2 protein-coding genes are annotated in these 3,119 nt (G+C 26.0%); both read right to left on the bottom strand.

Going from position 1 to position 3,119, the window contains the following annotated elements; all coding sequences use genetic code 11:
* The coding region (pheT, locus tag AlmWB_RS00720) for a phenylalanine--tRNA ligase subunit beta (RefSeq protein WP_050337140.1) at positions 1 to 2,046 on the bottom strand (2,046 nt) is incomplete at its 3' end.
* Positions 2,047 to 2,088: 42 nt separating this feature from the next.
* Positions 2,089 to 3,119: phenylalanine--tRNA ligase subunit alpha (gene pheS / locus AlmWB_RS00725; protein ID WP_239682422.1), on the bottom strand; the 1,031-nt coding region annotated here is incomplete at its 5' end.

Here is a 3,119-nt window from a genome sequence, read left to right on the forward strand (position 1 = left end):
ACATGAGGTTAAATGATATTCATTATTTAAAGAAGGATGCGTTTGACCCATAAAACCAATACATTGATTATTTAAATAAATATGAGCTTGTTGCCCTGGATGGAGTTGTTGAAAATCCGTTGTTTTAATTAATTCAAAATATACTCCTAAAAATTCTTCAATACGTGTTAAAAAACTTTTTAATAAGAAAAAAGAACTGTCAATATTTTGTTTAAACCAACCTGACTTAATAAAAGTGCCACTTAATCCTAGAGATAAATGTACTTCTTCTTTTTGTTGACTATCATAAACAGTTGATAGTTCAAACAAAGCATTATCTAAATTATTATACTTTTGATTATAACGTAATGTTTCAATTAAACTACCACTTAAATGAGTTCGTAAAATGTTATGTTCCTGTGAAATAGGATTTAAGATACGCAATCCATCATTATCTTTATCAGAAAATAAACGTAAATTTTTTTCACTAATTAAACTATAAGTAATAATTTCATGCAAACCTATATTAGCCAAAAAATGTTTTAAATTATATATTAAAGATTGTTTTTTAGTTCTTAAACTAGGTAGTATTTGGTTTTTTTTAGAAAAAATTGGGATTTGTTGATAACCATAAATACGTACTAAATCTGCAATGACATCTTCAGGTATTTTGACATCATATCTTCTTAATGGAGCGATCACTTGCAAATTTTTATCATCTAATTGTTTTACACAATAATCCAATTTAGTTAAAACTTCTATAATTTGGTGTGTATTAATCACGATACCTATTTTAGAACAAATGAAATCTAAAGATAAATCAATTTGAGGATTTTGATATATTTTTGATTGTTCCGATATCACATTATAAACTTCAACATTGGGACATAATTTTTGTATAAGAGAAATAGCTCTTTGCAAAGATGGTAAAATTAAAGTCCGATCAATACCGCGACTGAAACGTAAAATTTTTTCATTTTGAATATTTAAACGTTTACTTGTTTTCGATATATTTTTAGAATGAAAAAAAGATGCTGTTACAATAACATTACAAGTATTTTCTTTCAATGAATATCGAGGATTTTCCGCTATACCTGCAACAGCAACAATATTATTTTGATTCGTAACAATCAAATCTTCTGGTTGTAATACAAGAATTTGTTCATCTGTTAATTTTAGTTGTTGCTTCTTTAAAGATACATTTTTAATTTGAAATTGATCATGCGAAAAAGTAATTGCATCAAAAACATCTAAAGGAATACCATATTCAATTAAAACTAAATTTAAAATATCTATTATATTATTCACGGGTTTAATATTATGAAGTGCCAAAATATTACGTAACCAAATAGGAGAACTTTTAACTTGAATATTTTTCAAATAACCAATATGATACTCAAAACAATGCAAATCTAATATTACAATTTTAAAAGGATTAGGAAGAGTCGTAAGATTAAGTATTGGTATTGAAGGTAACTTAAATTCCAAAGATGGTTCTTGTGAAATAGCTTTCAAATCTTGCGCGAATCCTACATGAGATAAATAATCTGCTCGTTCCGGTGTTAATGATAATTCTAAAATAAAACCTTTCAAACCTAAATATTCTAAAACACATTTACCTATAGGAGCATCTTCTTCTAAAACCAAAATACCTTCTTCTTCTTTGGTTGTTAACGCTAAAGCATTTAAACCTAATTCTTTAGCTGAACAAATCATACCATTAGACTCCACACCTGCGATATGTTTTTTAATAATTTTTGTTTTCATAGATTCTAAATAAGCTCCGTTTGGAGCTATTACAACTTTTTGTCTTAATTGTAAATTATTAGCTCCACAAACGATAGATAATACTTGTTCACCTATATTGACTTGTACTAAAGATAATTTATCGAAATGAGGAATTTTTTTGATTTGATTGATTTGACCTATAATTAAATGTGTGCTTTGATTTAAAGAAGTGATACATTCAACTTCCGCCATATGACTATTAATTAATGATTCCAACTCAACTAAATTATACATCAGAGGAAAAAGGTATTTTTTTAAAATATATTCTTGAATTATCATATTTTTATATCTTATCCTTTTTTATAACGCGTTATTTTATTTCTAATATGTTTGGGAATTAGTAAACTGGTTCAAAAAACGCAGATCATTGTTATAAAAATTTCTAATATCTTTAATACCATATAGCAACATTGTAATACGCTCAATTCCTAAACCAAAAGCGAATCCATTATGTGTTCGAGGATTAAAACCTCCGTTAATTAAAACTTGTGGATGAATTAAACCAGCACCCATAATTTCTAAATAATACTTTTGATTTTCTTTTTTATCTTCAAAAAATAAATCGACTTCTAAACTAGGTTTTGTAAAAGGAAAATAAGAAGGACGAAACCTTAATTTTTGTTCTGAACCAAACAAATAATTTATTAAAGAAATAATAATATTTTTTAAATCTATTAAACTAATTTTATAATCAACAACAAATCCTTCTAACTGAGTAAATTGATGGCTATGTGTCTCATTATCTCTGTCTCGACGATAAACTTTTCCCGAAGAAATCATTTTCAAAGGTACCCTACTAGAAGAATGTTTATTATGATTCAACATGGCTTTAATTTGAGCAGAAGATGTATGCGTTCTCAAAAGATTTTGTTCATCCAAATAAAAAGAATCTTGCATATCTCTTGCTGGATGATCTTTATCCATATTCAACATTTCAAAATTATACAAATCACTGACTAATTCTGTATCATTACAAATAAAATAACCTAATCCCAAAAAAAAATTTTCAATTTTTTCTATTGTTTGATTCAAAGGATGTAAATAACCTTTAGGAAATTGTAAAGAGGGTAATGTAATATCTATTTCTTCTTTTTTAATTTTTGATTCTAATAATAACTTTTCACATAAAAGTTTTTTCTTTTGGATAATAGTTTCAATGTCATGTTTATAAAAATTAATTTTCTGTCCTAAGGTTTTTTTTTCTAATAACGTTGCATCAAATTTTTTTAAATCTTTAAATAAAGTATTAAATAAACCGTTACGGCCTAAATACTCAACTTCTAACTTGGTTAAAGCTTCGATTTGTTCTGCTTTTTCCAATTTTTCCAATAATTGATTTTTTAAATTTTTTA

Source organism: Candidatus Phytoplasma phoenicium (assembly GCF_001189415.1).
Taxonomy (GTDB): domain Bacteria; phylum Bacillota_I; class Bacilli_A; order Acholeplasmatales; family Acholeplasmataceae; genus Phytoplasma; species Phytoplasma phoenicium.